Raw genomic sequence first — 13,366 nt, 5'->3', positions numbered from 1 at the left:
CGACTGCCTAGCGAATCCCCGCCCTTAAGAAAGACTGCACAAATTGACGTTGGAAAAGCAGGAAAGCCACCAACAGCGGGGCGATGCTAAGCAGCGTGGCGGCGCTAACGGTGGCCCAGTTAACCCCGGTTTCTGGCGCAGAGAAAACGCCTAAGCCCACCGTTAGCGGACGGCTCTCTACCGAGTTGGTGACCACCAGCGGCCAGATAAAGTTATTCCAGTGGTGGCTGATTGAGACCAGGCCATAAGCTAAATAGGTAGGCTTAGCCAGCGGTACGTAAACCTTCCACAAAATTTCCAGCCAGTTGCAGCCTTCGATACGGGCGGCGTCTTCAAGCTCCTGGGGGATGGTTTTAAAGGTCTGGCGGAGCAGGAAAATACCTAGAGCGCTGGCGACATAAGGCAGACCAATCCCGGTGATGGTGTTGATCAACCCCAGTTCGCTTGCGATGCGGTAGTTTTCCACAATCAGTACTTCGGGAAACACAAACAGCTGAATCAGCACCAGCATAAACAGCACGTTTTTGCCGGGAATCGGAAAACGCGCAAAGGCAAATGCCGCCAAGGTGCAGACAATAAACTGGCCGATCACGACGCCCGTTACTAACGCAAAGGTGTTCAGGTAGTAGCGGGCAAAGGGCGCCTGAGACCAGGCGTTAGTGAAGTTCTCCAGCGTCAGCGGGGCGAAGAGCTCAAAATTCACCATAAATTCGCTGGGATGGAAGGCGGCCCAAAAGGCATACAGCAGCGGGAATATCCAAATAATCGCCAGCAGCCATGCCGCCACGGTTTCAAGCGATGGGATAAAGACGTAACGGGTGTAGGGCGTATAGGTCGTCGTTGGGTTCATTGGTAGTGTGTCCTGCGGTCTAAAATCGTGAACTTCAGCGTGGCCACTACCGCCAGTACCACCAAAATCACCACCGTAATGGTCGCCGCCGTGGTGCGGTCAAAGAACGAGAAGGCGTTCTCGTAGACGTAATAGAGCAGCAGGTTGGTGGCGTTGTTGGGCCCACCCTTGGTCAAAATAAACAGGTGATCGACGACCCGAACCGAGTTAATCAGCGCATTGATCAGCACAAACAGCGTGGTGGGCATGAGTAGCGGAAAGGTGACTCGCCAGAAGAAACTCCAGCGGCTAGTGCCTTCAAGATCTGAGGCCTCTTTTAACTCGGGTGGCATGCTTTGCAGCGCCGCCAAGTAGAAGATCATAAAAAAGCCTGCTTCTTTCCAAACCGACATCACAATCACTGAGCCCAGCGCGACGCTTGGGTCGCCTAGCCAGTTAACGCCTGGGATTCCCAGTGCGCCGAGCAGACTATTGAACAGGCCAATTTGCGGGGCGTAGAAAAACATCCAGATATTGGCGGCGGCGATCATGGGCAGTATCGTCGGCGTGAAATACGCCATACGCACAAAACCCCGCCCGCGAAGCTTGCCATTGACGAACAGCGCCATGCCAAGTGCCAGCGCGATAGACGTAGGAATCGTACCGACGGCGTAGATTAAGTTGTTACGAGCTACTTTCCAAAACGTCGGGTCATCGAACAACACCTGATAATTTTCAAGGCCAACGAATTCAGTGGGTGCGCCGCGAAAGCCGGGTAAAAACAGGCTATTAATCACCGTTGTCACGGTCGGTAAATAAGCAAAAGTGGTCAGCAGTACCGCAGCGGGCAGCAGCAGAAGCGCGCCGTAGAGCTGCATTTTGCGGTGATTGGTGAATGACATAGAGGCGTACCGCACGTTGGAAAAGCCGGGGCATCCCCCGGCGAAGAGTAAAATTCTAACGCTTAGCGGGCGTAGCGACGTAGTACGCCGTCGGCTTCTTGCTGCGCCTGACTAAGCGCTTCTTGCGGTGTCATTTGCCCGGTCAGCGCGGCTTGCACAGCGTTATCCAAAGCGCGGCGAATGCGGCCGCCCTGGTAGGTGGAGAGCTCCGCCGTGCCGTGTTCAAGCTGGTCGCGGGCCACCGCTGCAGGCGCGAATTCTTCTACGTAGCTTTGCAGCGCATCGGTTTCGTAGGCGGCGGGGCTAACGCCCATGTAGCCAGTCTCAATCGACCAGGCAGCGGCGCGCTCGGGGGCGGTCATCCAGCGAATAAAGGTCATCGCCGCGCGCTGCTCTTCTTGGGTGGTATCTTCAAAAATGTAGAAGTTGCCGCCGCCGGTAGGGCTGCCGCGCTGGGTTTTCATCGGCAGCATGGCGACGCCAAAATCAAAATTGGCTTCGCTGCGTACGGCGGTCAGGTTGCCGGTGGTGTGCCACATCATCGCCGTGGATTCTTCAAGGAAGTTCTGGCGCAGCGTACCCCACTCGATAGTGCCGTCGGGCATGGCATTGTGCTCGGTGGCCAGGGAGACCCAGTACTCCAGTGCTTCAACCGCTGCGGGGTCGTCAAAGTAGACTTCCGTGCCGTCGTCGCTCATTAGCCGGTGGCCGTTCTGAAAGGCAAAGGCTTGGAACATCCAGTAGGGGTAGCCAGTCGACGGCACCATCACGCCCCACTGCTCGCCGTTGGAGGCTTCGCGAACGGTCGCCGCCATCTCTGCCATTTCTTCCCAGTTTTCGGGGGGTGTTTCGGGGTCTAGGCCGGCAGCTTCAAAGGCGTCCTTGTTCCAGAACAGCACGATGGTGGAGCGCTGGAAGGGGATGCCGTAGGTCTTGCCATCCAATTGGCCATTTTCCATCAAACCGGGGTAGAAACTGTCGAGCCACTCGCGTTCTTCGTCGGTTTCGATTAAATCATCGAAGGCGACGATGGCGTTCTGCTCAATCAGTTCGTAAAGATCGATTGAGAACATGACCGACAGCTGGGGCGTATCACCGGCTTCCATCGCCGACATGGCGCGCACGCGGGTGTCGTCGTAGTTACCGGCGTAAATGGCTTCTACATCGATATCCGGGTGTTCGCTCTCAAACTCATCTACCAAGTTATCGACCACATCGGTGAGCGCACCGCCCACTGCGACGGGATAGTACATGGTGAGTACAGTAGGGTCGTTGGCGGCGGCCTGACCGGCACTGAGCAGGCCAGCAGTGAGTGCAGAAAGAGCAATGGGGATACGGGCACGCATGGGAAACACCTTAACGTTGGGGTTGGAGCTGCGAGTGGGGCGAAGCGCTTTCCGCTGACAGTGCAGCGGCGGGTAATAATGAGTAAGCGGTGAGGTCATCACGGCGCAGGCCGTTTCCACCGAATAGGTGAGCGGCCTCGGCTGTCCAGCCGATCCGACACTGCTGGCCAGCCAGCCTATGGCGGCCACTGAGTCGAACCCGCAGGGTATGATCACCGACTGCCAAATGGACTATGGTATCGGCACCCAGGTATTCATCGCTGACCACCATCGCGGGTACGCCAGTCGTCGAAGTGGTGCTTAGCGCGATATCCTCCGGGCGGATGCCTAACTGACCACCGACGGCTGCTAATGGCGCCACCGGTGTGTGCGGCTCACCTACGATAACGGCCCCCTCCTTGCCTGCTTCCAGCGGCAGTAGGTTCATGGCCGGGCTGCCAATAAAGCTGGCGGCAAAGGCACTGGCCGGGCGGTTATACAGCTCGTCAGGCGTGCCGTCCTGCACGATTCTGCCGTGCTGCATCAGAATGACCCGGTCGCCCATACTCATCGCTTCGACCTGGTCGTGGGTGACGTAAATCACCGTCATATTCAGGCGGCTTTGCAGCGCTTTGATCTCCCGACGCATATCGCTACGTAGCCGGGCATCTAGGTTGGAGAGCGGCTCGTCCATCAAGCAGATCGGGTGTTCGGATATGACGGAGCGCGCCAGCGCCACCCGCTGGCGCTGGCCGCCGGAAAGCTGGGCGGGCTTGCGGTGCAGGTAGTCGGTGAGATCGACCAGTTCGGCGACTTTCGCCAGCCGTTCGCGCTGTTCTGCTTTGGGCACCTTGCGGCTGCGTAGGCCAAACACAATGTTGTCGGCAACGCTTAGGTGCGGAAACAGGGCGTAGGATTGAAACACCATGCTCAGCCCACGATCCCCCGGCGGCAGGCGCGTGACGTCGCGATCGCCGATATGGATTTGGCCGTCGCTGGCCTCTTCCAGGCCTGCGATCATACGCAGCGTGGTGGATTTACCGCAGCCAGAAGGGCCCAGTAGAATGACAAATTGCCCAGGCGTGACATCGAAGGAAATGCCATCGACAGCAGTGGTCGCGTCCCAACGTTTGGTGACGCGCTCCAGGCGGATACGCGATTGGTTTGACATAGCACACACATCACCGGCTGCTGGTTGTTGTTAGTTCAGCTTGTGTTGAAGGTGTTGCCGTTTCATGACACTTACATGGATGGTTGATGACACCCGCTGTGTCAAGCAGAAAATCACTTGGCGACTTTAATGCCATAACGCTGCAGCCTGCGCACCACGCTGGATTGGCTGATGCCCAGCCGTTCAGCGATGGCGTAGGTGCTGGGTAGCGTGTTGCACAGCTCTTCAAGCGTTTCCCGTTCCAGCCGTGCCAGGTACTGTTTGAGGGTTTCCTGGGGTTCGAGTGCTGTTATCGGCTTTGCTGCTAGCGAGGCGCTCGGCAAACTGGCGGGGTGCTGCTCGGCGTGAGGAAGCACGGCGGGCACCTCGATTTGATCGGTGGGGCTGGAAAGCCAGGCTCGTTCTAGCCAGTTCTCCAGCTCGCGGACGTTGCCCGGCCATTCACTGCCCATCAACGTCGACCAAACGCGGGTATCAAGGATTTTTTGTCGTCCATAGCGCTGGTTAAGTCGGCTTAAGCAGGCTTCAACTAGGTCGGGAATATCCTCACGGCGGTCGCGAAGTGGCGGCAGGGTGACGGGGATCACATTGAGGCGGTAGTAAAGGTCGAGACGAAACCGCCCGGCCTCAACCTGTTTTGCCAAGTCTTGGTTAGTGGCTACGACCAAGCGGAAATTGACCTTGCGTGGGCGTGTATCTCCCAGTCGGGTCAAACTGCCATCCTGAATTACCTTGAGCAGTTTGGTTTGCATCAACAGCGGCAACTCGCCTATTTCATCCAGAAACAGCGTACCGCCCTCGGCCTGCTCTAACAGTCCCGCCTTACCCTGCCGAGCGGCACCACTGAAGGCGCCGGGCTGGTAGCCAAACATCTCGGACTCAAACAGATTCTCGGGAATCGCCGCGCAGTTCACGTCAATAAAGGGGCCGTCGCAGCGCTGACTCCAGCGGTGTAGCTGTTTGGCAAAGGCGGTTTTACCCACGCCTGATTCACCCAGCATCAGCACATTGGCATCTGAAGGGGCGACGCGCTTAAGCAGTAGCGCAATTTCACGCATCACGCTGCTGCGCACCTGCAAGTTGTCCAGGGCGTCATCCAGCGCCTGCTCTTCGGCATCGGGGGCAGCCTGACTGCGCTTTAAATGCTCGCTAAAGCGTTTTTGCAACAGGGCATATTCGTCCTGCAATAACTGCAAGTCGGTTAAATCCCGCGAGCGGCTGATAATGCGTTCCAGCCTGCCGTCGACGAACACCGGGTAGGCTTCGGCTATCACCCGGCGACCTGTTCCGGTGACCTGCATTAGCTGTGCGGGCCTGCGGGTGCGCATCACTTCCATGCTAATCGAGGGCTTGAGCACGCCGGCGGCTTGCAACTGCTGAACACTGCTAGCGAGCAGCTCTTCCCGCGAAACGCCGTAAACCGCTTCGGCCCCGGGGCTGATATCGACTATCTGCCCATCGCCACTGACGATAAAGAAGTGGTCGTTGGCGGTCGCCACAATGGTTTGCAGCACGCGTCTATCTATTTCACTCATTCGAGATTACTCACCTGATTTACCTGCCGCCGATGCTTTCTAATCGAACCATTTTTGAATTATCGATGCAATATTGAATTGAATAACCGTCAATTTAATGCATTTTTGCATCGAATGGTCAAGGAAAGTGGCGGTTCTAGCGGTTTTAGCGCCTTGGCACGCTATGTGCAATGTCTATTGATAGACAAGCCGAGCTCGCATTGCGATTCAACAATTTCAAATAACGTCTAGGTTCAAATAACGTCTAGGAGAGAACGATGTCGGAGTTTAATCAGCCCCTGGGTGGCAATACTATGCCGCGCTTTGCAGGCCCCGCCACCATGATGCGCCTGCCTTCCCAAGAGACTGCCGAGGGGTTGGACGCGGCATTTATTGGCATCCCTATGGATATCGGTACATCAAACCGTCCCGGCACGCGACTTGGCCCACGCCAGATCCGCGATGAGTCGCGCATGTTGCGCCCCTACAATATGGCGACCCGAGCAGCGCCCTTTGAAAGCCTGCAAGTGGCGGATATCGGAGACGTACCGATCAATACGTTTCACCTGCCGAAAAGCGTCGACATCATCACTGCCTTTTATGACGACGTGCTCAAGCACAACTGCATCCCTCTAACCCTTGGCGGCGAACATACGCTAACCCTGCCGATTCTGCGCGCCATGGCGAAAAAGCACGGCCCGGTAGGGCTGATCCATATCGATGCCCACGCCGATGTCAACGAGCACATGTTCGGCGAGCCGATTGCTCACGGTACGCCGTTTCGTCGCGCCCAGGAGGAGGGCTTATTAGCCCATGGCAAAGTCGTGCAAATCGGCCTGCGCGGAACCGGCTATGCGGCAGAAGACTTTGACTGGTGTCGTGACCAGGGTTTCCGTGTTGTGCCCGCCGAAGAGTGCTGGTACCGCTCGCTGGCGCCGTTGATGCAGGAAGTGCGCGAGCAGATGGGCGATATCCCGGTGTATATCAGTTTCGATATCGACGGCTTGGATCCTTCTGTTGCCCCTGGTACTGGCACGGTGGAGATGGGCGGACTGACCTCAACCCAAGGATTAGAACTGGTTCGCGGTGCGGCTGGGCTGAATATAGTCGGCTGCGATCTGGTAGAAGTGTCACCGCCTTACGATCCTAGCGGCAATACCGCGCTAATGGGCGCCACGCTGCTGTATGAGATGCTCTGCATACTGCCGGGCGTTAAGCATAGTAACTAATTTAGATAGTAAGAAAGTTTAGATATTAAGAAAGCGCCGATCTAACAAGGCGCTATTAGCCGCCAGCCCACCTCCAATAATCACTTCCAATGGGTGAACCCTATGTCGTACAGCAACGTTAAATCGGATCAGCCGAGTTCTTCGGCACCGATACCCCCTGCGCACTTACTGAAATTTCTGATCCCCTCCATTATTGGGGTACTGCTGTTTTTGGTTCCCTTCCAGGTCGGGGACTCTATTAATATTGGCATGGGTATGATGGCTGATGGCTTGCAAACGCTGCTAGGATCAGCGCTTCCCGCCATTGCGGTGGTCATTCTCTGCCTCTCGGTGGTGGTGACGCTATACGTCAAGCTCGCTAAACCTAGCTGGGCTCAAAGCGGGCCCTTTCACGATATGTTCGATGTGGGCGTCATTTGGGTTGCGATGCGCGTGCTTGGTGCCATTTTTGTCATCATGACCTTTTTTCAGTTTGGCCCAGAGTTTGTCACCGCCTCGTTTACCGGCGGGGTGATGCTCAATGACTTGGCGCCGGTGCTGCTGACGTTCTTCTTCTTTGCGGCGCTACTGCTGCCGTTTCTGGTCGAGTTCGGCTTTATGGAGTTTATTGGCACCATGGTGCGTAAGCCGTTCCGGTTTATCTTTAATCTGCCGGGACGCAGCGCTATTGACGCCACCGCTTCATGGATGGGCTCGGGTACCGTCGGTGTGCTGATCACCGCCCAGCAGTATGAGCAGGGCTACTACAATGGCCGCGAAGCCTCGGTGATCGCCACCAACTTTTCGGTCGCCTCCATCGCGTTCAGCCTGCTAGTGACTAACTTTGTCGAGATTAACCACCTGTTTGTGCAGTTCTACTTCACGGTGGTGGTGTCCGGTTTGATCGCTGCCGTTATCGTGTCGCGGATTCCTCCACTGTCGCGTAAATCCAACGACTACTATGAGCCGGTCGGCTGCCAGTTGAGCGAAGAGCGCACTGATAATGTAGGTCTATTCCGCTATAGCCTGTTGCAGGCTACCCGTCGCGCAGGCAGTGCTCCTGGGCCGCGTCAGTTAGCCCGCTTGGCTCTACTCAACGTCATCGATATTTTCCTGACGCTGCTGCCACTGGTATTTGCGATTGGTACCGTTGCGCTGATTTTAGCCGAGTTTACCCCGCTGTTTACCTGGCTTTCCTACCCCATGGTGCCGGTGCTCGAACTGCTGCGTATTCCTGAAGCACAGGCGGCCGCCCCCGCCACGCTGGTAGGGTTTGCCGATATGTTCCTGCCGGCGGTGTTGGCGACCAACATCGAAAGTGAGCTGACCCGATTTGTGATTGCCTGCCTCTCCATGACGCAGTTGGTGTATATGTCAGAGATCGGTGCGCTGCTACTCAAATCGAAGATTCCCATCAAGTTCTGGGAGCTGGCGGTAGTGTTCTTACTGCGTACCGCGATTACGCTGCCGATCATCGCCTTTATGGCCCATACATTTTTCTTCTAAGGGGCCTGCGATGACCTGCGCTGAGTTACTGATTAAAATGCTACGCGATACCTATGGCGTACGCGCGCTGTTCGGCATACCCGGCGTGCACACGGTAGAGCTTTATCGCGGGCTGGAAGGCAGCGATGTACAGCACGTCACTCCGCGCCATGAGCAGGGCGCGGGGTTTATGGCCGACGGTTATGCTCGCGCTAGCGGTCAGCCGGGCGTTTGCCTGATTATCACCGGCCCGGGAATGACCAATATCGCCACCGCCATGGGCCAAGCCCTGGCAGACTCTATCCCCATGTTGGTAATTTCCAGCGTCAATCGCCGCGATACGCTGGGCTTGGGCCAAGGGCGGTTGCACGAGCTGCCCAGCCAGCAGCAAATGATTAGCGGCGTGGCACGGTTTAGCCACACGCTGCTGGATGCCAACACGCTGCCCGAGGTGCTCGCCCGCGCCTTTGCCGTCTTCAACGGTGCGCGCCCGGGCCCGGTGCATATCGAAATCCCCATCGACTTGTTTAATGCGCCGGTAAAAGCATCGGCTTCGTGGCGAGCGCCCACGCTTTATCGAGCTGCGCCTGATCCAGAAGGGCTGGCCGAAGCCGCCCGCTTGTTACACGCGGCGAAACAGCCCCTGGTGCTATTAGGTGGTGGCTGTGTCTCCGCGCCAGAGGCAGCACGAGCATTGGTAGCAAAGCTCGATGCGCCTACGGTCACGACCATCAATGCCAAAGGGTTGCTAGGCCGCGACCACCCGCTGGATTTGGGGGCTAACGCGGCGCTACCCGCAGTGCGCGAACTGGCGGCCAATGCCGATGTGATTTTGGCGGTAGGCACCGAGCTGGGCGAGACTGACTATGACGTGGTGTTTGACGGTGGCTTTCACCTTAATGGCACGCTGATCCGCATCGATCTCGACCCAGAGCAGCTGGTGCGTAATCAACGCGTCACGCTGGGGCTGGTGGGGGACGCTGGGCGCAGTCTTGAGCTTCTGCTCGCTCACTTCCCAGACACAGTGCAGCGTCGAGGCGTTGAGCGAACTGCCGCCGTCTTGAGCGCGCTGAATCTGCAAAATGACCCTGCTTTTAGCGACTTTGTGCCGCTCTACAACACCTTGGCCGAGCATTTGCCCGAGGCGATTCTGGTGGGTGACTCTACCGCGCCGGTATATGCCGGTAATCATCTGGTTAGCCAGCCAGCGCCAAGGCGCTACTTCAATGCCTCAACCGGCTACGGCACCTTGGGCTATGGTCTGCCCGCGGCGCTGGGCGCACAGCTGGCGCGAGCGGATCTACCGGTGGTGGCGCTGGTGGGCGATGGCGGGGTGATGTTTACGCTCTCGGAAATCGCCACCGCCGTAGAAGAGCGCTTGCCCGTAGTGATTGTGCTCTGGCACAACGCTGGTTACGAAGAGATTCGCCGCTATATGGATGCTAACGGCGTGGCCCGCTTGGGTGTGGATATTCAGGCGCCTAACTTCCTCACCCTGGCCGAGGGCTTTGGTTGTCCCGGCGTTCTGGTAGAAAGCCCCGCCGCATTATCCGAGGCGCTCGCCAACCGCGAAACCAACGGGCCTCTACTGATCGAAATTGACGCCGCTGCCTGGCAGCGCGCGTGCGCACATTCTGACTAGGATATTCCCATGCCGTCACTCAGCCATCAGATTCTTAATCACCAGTTCATCAACAACCAGTGGGTGCCCTCGGCGGGCACCCGACTGCTCGACGTGATGAATCCCTACCGCGAAGAGTGCATTGCCCAGGTCACCGCGGGGGACGCAGCAGATGTTGATGCCGCGGTAAAAGCTGCCCAGCAGGCGCATCCTGCCTGGCAAGCGCTGGGCGGTAGTGCCCGAGCAAAATATCTCGATGGATTTGCCGATGCACTGGAAGCCCGCCGGGATTCGATCCTCACGCTTTCGGCCACCAACAACGGTAAGCCGTTGGCAGAAGCGGGCATTGATCTAGACGATGCGATTGCCTGCTACCGCTACTACGCGAAGCAAGCCAGGGCACTGGATGACCGCCAAGGCGAGTTGGTGAGTGTGGAGATGGCGGGCGTTGAGGCGCGTACCTATCACGACCCTGTGGGGGTAGTGGGGCTGATTGCGCCCTGGAACTTCCCGCTAGTGACCAGCGCCTGGAAGCTGGCGCCTGCTTTGGCGGCCGGTTGTACCGCGGTACTTAAACCTTCGGAAGTCACGCCGCTTCCCGAACTCATGCTGGCCGAGATTGCCCTGGATATCAACCTGCCCGCGGGCGTGCTGAATCTGCTTAACGGCGACGGTGAGGGCATCGGTGCGCCGCTGACCAACCACCCTGGTGTGGATAAAATCTCCTTTACGGGGAGTAATCGAGTCGGCGAAGCGGTGATGCAAGCCGCTGCCGATCGTACGGCCAGCGTGTCGCTGGAGCTAGGCGGCAAATCCCCCATTCTGGTGATGGAAGACGCCGACCCCGAACAGGCAGCCGACTGGGTAATGGCCGGTATCTACTTCAACGCCGGACAAATCTGCTCTGCAACTTCGCGGTTATTGGTGCACGAAAACGTGGCCGAAGCGCTCTACGCCGCCCTTGCCGAGCGTATGGATTCGCAGACGCTGGGTGATCCGCTGGCCGAAGGCACCGACCTGGGGCCGTTGACCAGCGCCAAGCAGCGCGATGCGGTACAACGCTATCTGGACATTGCCGAACAGGAAGGCCTTACGGCAGTGCGCGATATAAAGCACCGTACGCTGCCTGAACAAGGCTACTTCCTCGCGCCTACGCTTTACCGTGATGTGCCGCTAGAGAGCCGCTTATGGCAGGAAGAGATTTTCGGCCCGGTGCTTTGTGGCCATAGCGTGGCAAGCGAAGCGGAAGCTATTCAACTCGCCAACGATAGTGACTACGGCCTGGCGGCCACCGTCATCAGCGGCGACCCCGAGCGCGCCAAGCGCATCGGTCGCCAGCTCAAAGCCGGTAGCATCTGGTACAACAGCGAACAACTAGTGCTACCCGAAACTGGCTGGGGCGGCTTCAAGCGTAGTGGCATTGGTCGTGAATTGGGCCCTTGGGGGCTAAGCGCGTATCTCGAAGTGAAACACGTAATTGGGCCTGCTGATTAACGTTTAGGAATTAGCTTCTGGTATTGGGTAACGCCGGGTCGATTTCCCGGCTTTTACTACCTTCACTGGTACATCACATCATGGTCAATGAAGTTGGGGAGGTTTAAAAGATTCATTACTCGCGCAGGTGTTCGCGCAACAGGTCAGAGTAGATGCGAAAGTTGCCGCCCCTTTGGCTCTTATCTCGGTAGGCCGCGAAATGACTGTTCAGCACAAGCATATAGCGTTTGCTCTGCTATAGAAGGAAGCTGACTTAATGAATAGAAACTTCATAAATCTCAGCTTCTCCAAGCTAAATTTAACTGATTACTATTCGAAATGCCAAATAATTAAGTGCAGTAATAATTTATAAATATTAATTATTTATTTGAACAAATTCCAAGCCTTCATGCTGCATAATAGCTTGAACCTGATCAGTAGCCGCAATTAGGGTCTTGGTTTTTCTTATGCTAGGCTGGTGACTCTCAACAGCCCATAAATAGCTTAGCCAAGCCAGAAAGTTAGCGATGATCATCAGTGGTATGATAACTAATTTACACCGATAGAATAGCATTAGTGTTTTCTGCACCACATCGATAGTTGCTAGAATATAGCGCAGAACAATAAATCACTAAAGATATTTACCAGTGCATAGATACCAGTGCGTTAATTCGGTAGCTTCGCAAAAAATATATCCATCTTGCAAAGGACTTGTTTCTTCGGGATTTTCAAGAGCTTCCGATAAGGAAGGAACTACTCCTTCCTCAAAATATGCCCCACTCGGAGAATACCTAAGGTACCACCAAGGTGTATATAATGGAAAACCTTTGACTTCAAATGGTCTTTTCATTCTGAAGAAGGCTTCGAAATAGCATTCTGGGAAGTGTCCGCAAATCTTTGTGAAACTGGCGATTTTTATATTAAGGCTTGAGTTTTCTATGCTCTGTATGGCTGAACTAGGAATATGGTTTTCTAGTGTTATCGGTTTGGCACGGAACTTGCCATCACGCACATAAGCCTCGGCTTTTCCATTTTCTATTATAATTTTCAGTATATCGTTTTCATCTATAAAATTGAAGAGCACTTCAGCGCTCTCCGTTAGTTTTGGGTCAGGTCGATAATCCATTACTCCATAAATATATCTTTGCCAAGTAAAAAAGCTGACGATGATAACTATTGGTATGATGACTATTTTTCGACGGTAGAAAGGCATTAGTTTGCTACTCCCTGGTTATTTTGCATTTGTTATGTCCTCTAGTCTTCTCCTAACGCCTTGGCAGGTGTGGGGTATCTTGGAGCCCACTTTCTCCGGATACTCTACCTGAGTAATTTCATTCATCAGGAGAGATCCTGTTAGTTCTCGCGGACTAAAACGCTCAAACATTGATATACCTAAGCGAACCGAAAGGTAGTCAGTAACGTCATCAAAGCGCCTAAGCCCTGATCCGTTAGTATCGCTTCGGTTTTCTGGCCATTTAAATTCTGTAATATCGCTTGCGTACTGCGCAAGGCCAGCGCCGTCTAGTAAAGCGTCTTCAGAAAACCCGATGTAACAGCCTACATAACCGTAATGAATATTGGACCAGATGTCGTAAAAATACTCATAGCCTTGGTATTTATGGTGATATTGCCTAGTCGTTATCCCTAATGTTGCAAACTGTCTCGCCCTTTCTGGGTCTACCTTAGGGTCAAAATATTGTTTGTGATCCCAGATCCCACCAGGCATTGTGAGCCAAGCCCAACTAGCAAGTGCTGCCCGGCGGGCATGCCGTTCGATTTGCATAAACTTCGGCCTTGCCATGTTTCGGGCAAGACGGTGAGCACTGTTTAGCGACTCG

The 13,366-nt window shown here is 55.6% G+C and carries 12 protein-coding genes; 4 read left to right on the top strand and 8 right to left on the bottom strand.

The annotated features are described in order from the left end of the window. Positions 1-7 precede the first annotated feature (7 nt). From J7J49_RS10800 to J7J49_RS10780, 5 genes are all read right to left on the bottom strand, one after another. On the bottom strand, positions 8-850 hold the full coding sequence (locus tag J7J49_RS10800; RefSeq protein WP_215092463.1) for a carbohydrate ABC transporter permease: 843 nt from the start codon (positions 848-850) through the stop codon (positions 8-10). After that, positions 847-1,731 (bottom strand): carbohydrate ABC transporter permease, encoded by an 885-nt coding sequence (locus J7J49_RS10795; RefSeq protein WP_215092462.1) that lies wholly within the window; start codon positions 1,729-1,731, stop codon positions 847-849. The genes J7J49_RS10800 and J7J49_RS10795 overlap by 4 nt, the downstream gene beginning before the upstream one ends. Positions 1,732-1,793: 62 nt before the next feature. Then, positions 1,794-3,077, bottom strand: a complete 1,284-nt coding sequence (locus tag J7J49_RS10790) for an ABC transporter substrate-binding protein (protein ID WP_215092461.1) — start codon at positions 3,075-3,077, stop codon at positions 1,794-1,796. A 10-nt stretch (positions 3,078-3,087) separates the two neighbouring features. Further along, the gene (locus tag J7J49_RS10785; RefSeq protein WP_215092460.1) at positions 3,088-4,227 is read right to left on the bottom strand and encodes an ABC transporter ATP-binding protein; all 1,140 of its coding nucleotides are present in this window, start codon (positions 4,225-4,227) and stop codon (positions 3,088-3,090) included. Positions 4,228-4,340: 113 nt separating this feature from the next. Then, positions 4,341-5,762, bottom strand: a complete 1,422-nt coding sequence (locus J7J49_RS10780; RefSeq protein ID WP_215092459.1) for a sigma-54 interaction domain-containing protein — start codon at positions 5,760-5,762, stop codon at positions 4,341-4,343. A 257-nt stretch (positions 5,763-6,019) separates the two neighbouring features. Between J7J49_RS10780 and speB the strand changes: the two genes are divergently transcribed. The 4 genes from speB to J7J49_RS10760 all read left to right on the top strand — a co-directional run bounded on the left by speB (position 6,020) and on the right by J7J49_RS10760 (position 11,549). Then, positions 6,020-6,970: an agmatinase gene (speB, locus tag J7J49_RS10775; RefSeq protein ID WP_215092458.1), complete on the top strand. Its 951-nt coding sequence runs from the start codon at positions 6,020-6,022 to the stop codon at positions 6,968-6,970. A 102-nt stretch (positions 6,971-7,072) separates the two neighbouring features. Further along, entirely contained in the window at positions 7,073-8,455 is a 1,383-nt protein-coding gene (locus J7J49_RS10770; RefSeq protein WP_215092457.1) for a YjiH family protein, read from the top strand. Between the two features lie 10 nt (positions 8,456-8,465). Continuing rightward, on the top strand, positions 8,466-10,076 hold the full coding sequence (locus tag J7J49_RS10765; RefSeq protein ID WP_215092455.1) for a 5-guanidino-2-oxopentanoate decarboxylase: 1,611 nt from the start codon (positions 8,466-8,468) through the stop codon (positions 10,074-10,076). A gap of 9 nt (positions 10,077-10,085) precedes the next feature. Continuing rightward, complete coding sequence (locus J7J49_RS10760; RefSeq protein ID WP_215092453.1) at positions 10,086-11,549, top strand: aldehyde dehydrogenase family protein; 1,464 nt, start codon at positions 10,086-10,088, stop codon at positions 11,547-11,549. A gap of 115 nt (positions 11,550-11,664) precedes the next feature. On the opposite strand, the gene J7J49_RS22790 is transcribed toward J7J49_RS10760, so the two are convergent. The 3 genes from J7J49_RS22790 to J7J49_RS10750 form a co-directional block, all read right to left on the bottom strand. Next, positions 11,665-11,769, bottom strand: coding sequence for a DUF6402 family protein (locus J7J49_RS22790; protein ID WP_353048367.1), 105 nt, complete (start codon positions 11,767-11,769; stop codon positions 11,665-11,667). 390 nt (positions 11,770-12,159) lie between these two features. Further along, positions 12,160-12,741, bottom strand: coding sequence for a hypothetical protein (locus J7J49_RS10755; protein WP_215092450.1), 582 nt, complete (start codon positions 12,739-12,741; stop codon positions 12,160-12,162). An 18-nt stretch (positions 12,742-12,759) separates the two neighbouring features. After that, positions 12,760-13,366 (bottom strand): polymorphic toxin type 44 domain-containing protein (locus J7J49_RS10750; RefSeq protein ID WP_215092448.1); only part of this gene is annotated, 607 nt, incomplete at its 5' end.

The sequence above is a fragment of the Halomonas sp. ISL-56 genome (assembly GCF_018612805.1).
Classification (GTDB): Bacteria; Pseudomonadota; Gammaproteobacteria; order Pseudomonadales; family Halomonadaceae; genus Vreelandella.
This window is presented reverse-complemented; position numbering and strand designations above follow the sequence as displayed.

Bases quoted from the DNA above. Each gene is read 5' to 3' on its own strand.
- J7J49_RS10800 (WP_215092463.1), bottom strand. From the start codon at position 850: ATGAACCCAACGACGACCTATACGCCCTACACCCGTTACGTCTTTATC.
- J7J49_RS10795 (WP_215092462.1), bottom strand. From the start codon at position 1,731: ATGTCATTCACCAATCACCGCAAAATGCAGCTCTACGGCGCGCTTCTG.
- J7J49_RS10790 (WP_215092461.1), bottom strand. From the start codon at position 3,077: ATGCGTGCCCGTATCCCCATTGCTCTTTCTGCACTCACTGCTGGCCTG.
- J7J49_RS10785 (WP_215092460.1), bottom strand. From the start codon at position 4,227: ATGTCAAACCAATCGCGTATCCGCCTGGAGCGCGTCACCAAACGTTGG.
- J7J49_RS10780 (WP_215092459.1), bottom strand. From the start codon at position 5,762: ATGAGTGAAATAGATAGACGCGTGCTGCAAACCATTGTGGCGACCGCC.
- speB (WP_215092458.1), top strand. From the start codon at position 6,020: ATGTCGGAGTTTAATCAGCCCCTGGGTGGCAATACTATGCCGCGCTTT.
- J7J49_RS10770 (WP_215092457.1), top strand. From the start codon at position 7,073: ATGTCGTACAGCAACGTTAAATCGGATCAGCCGAGTTCTTCGGCACCG.
- J7J49_RS10765 (WP_215092455.1), top strand. From the start codon at position 8,466: ATGACCTGCGCTGAGTTACTGATTAAAATGCTACGCGATACCTATGGC.
- J7J49_RS10760 (WP_215092453.1), top strand. From the start codon at position 10,086: ATGCCGTCACTCAGCCATCAGATTCTTAATCACCAGTTCATCAACAAC.
- J7J49_RS22790 (WP_353048367.1), bottom strand. From the start codon at position 11,769: ATGCTTGTGCTGAACAGTCATTTCGCGGCCTACCGAGATAAGAGCCAA.
- J7J49_RS10755 (WP_215092450.1), bottom strand. From the start codon at position 12,741: ATGCCTTTCTACCGTCGAAAAATAGTCATCATACCAATAGTTATCATC.